Origin of the sequence: Pseudarthrobacter phenanthrenivorans (assembly GCF_000813845.1) — a bacterium.
GTDB lineage: Bacteria > Actinomycetota > Actinomycetes > Actinomycetales > Micrococcaceae > Arthrobacter > Arthrobacter phenanthrenivorans_B.
This window is the reverse complement of the sequence record NZ_JWTB01000052.1, coordinates 1-1,445: the sequence shown is the minus strand read 5'-3', so window position 1 is coordinate 1,445 and position 1,445 is coordinate 1. Positions and strand designations below refer to the sequence as shown.

The 1,445-nt window shown below is 64.2% G+C and carries 1 protein-coding gene; it reads left to right on the top strand.

What is annotated here, in order from left to right; translation table 11 throughout:
* Positions 1-9 precede the first annotated feature (9 nt).
* Positions 10-1,445, top strand: a 1,436-nt coding sequence (locus RM50_RS19840) for an amino acid permease (RefSeq protein WP_082007149.1), incomplete at its 3' end; no start/stop codon positions are given.

Below are 1,445 nucleotides of genomic sequence, written 5' to 3'. Positions count from 1 at the left end.
GACCACGTTATTGATGGTGGTCATGCGCATGCGTCTGAGACCTCCCTGCACGCGGAGGACAAGGGTTACCACAAGAACCTTAAGCCGCGGCAGATCCAGATGATCGCGATCGGCGGTGCGATCGGTACCGGCCTGTTCCTGGGCGCCGGCGGCCGGCTCAACGCCGCGGGCCCGTCCCTGGTCATCGCCTATGCGGTGTGCGGGTTCTTCGCATTCCTGATCCTGCGCGCGCTGGGCGAACTGGTCCTGCACCGGCCCTCCTCGGGCTCGTTCGTCTCCTACGCCCGTGAATTCTTCGGCGAAAAAGCCGCGTTCGTCTCCGGCTGGTTCTACTGGATCAACTGGGCCACCACCACCATCGTGGACATCACCGCCGCCGCCCTCTACATGCACTTCTTCGGCAACTACATCCCCTGGATGGCCGACGTCCCGCAGTGGGCCTGGGCACTGACCGCCCTCGTCGTGGTCCTGGCCCTGAACCTGGTCTCCGTGAAAGTCTTCGGCGAAATGGAATTCTGGTTCGCCCTGATCAAGGTCGCCGCCCTCGTCGCGTTCCTGATCATCGGCACCTACTTCGTCATCTTCGGCACCCCCGTGGACGGCCAGCAGGTCGGCATCAGCCTCCTGTCCGACAACGGCGGGATCTTCCCCAACGGCCTGCTGCCCATGATCATCCTCATGCAGGGCGTCCTGTTCGCCTACGCCTCCATCGAACTCGTCGGCACCGCCGCCGGCGAAACCGAAAACCCCGAAAAAATCATGCCCAAGGCCATCAACTCCGTGGTCTTCCGGATCGCCGTGTTCTACGTCGGCTCCGTGATCCTCCTGGCCCTGCTGCTGCCCTTCACCTCCTACCAGAAGGGCGTCAGCCCCTTCGTGACGTTCTTCGGCTCCATCGGCGTCCAGGGCGTGGACGTCATCATGAACCTCGTGGTCCTCACCGCAGCCCTGTCCTCGCTGAACGCCGGACTCTACTCCACCGGCCGGATCCTGCGCTCGATGTCCGTCAACGGCTCGGCCCCCAAGTTCGCCTCCCGGATGAACAAAGCAGGCGTCCCCTACGGCGGCATCGCGATCACCGCCACCGTGTCCCTCCTCGGCGTTCCGCTGAACTACCTCGTCCCCGCCGAAGCCTTCGAAATCGTGCTGAACATCGCCTCCGTCGGCATCATCATGACCTGGGCCACCATCGTGCTCTGCCAGATCCAGCTCAAACGCTGGGCCGACAAAGGCTGGGTCGAGCGCCCCTCCTTCCGCATGTTCGGCGCCCCCTACACCGGCTACCTCTCCCTGCTCTTCCTCATCGGCGTCCTCATCATGGTCTTCATCGACTCACCCCTGACCATGCTCGTCACCGCCATCGCCTCCATCCTCATGGTCGCCGGCTGGTACGCCTGCCGCCACCGCATCCGCGAAATCGCCGAAACCCGCGACGGCTACACCGG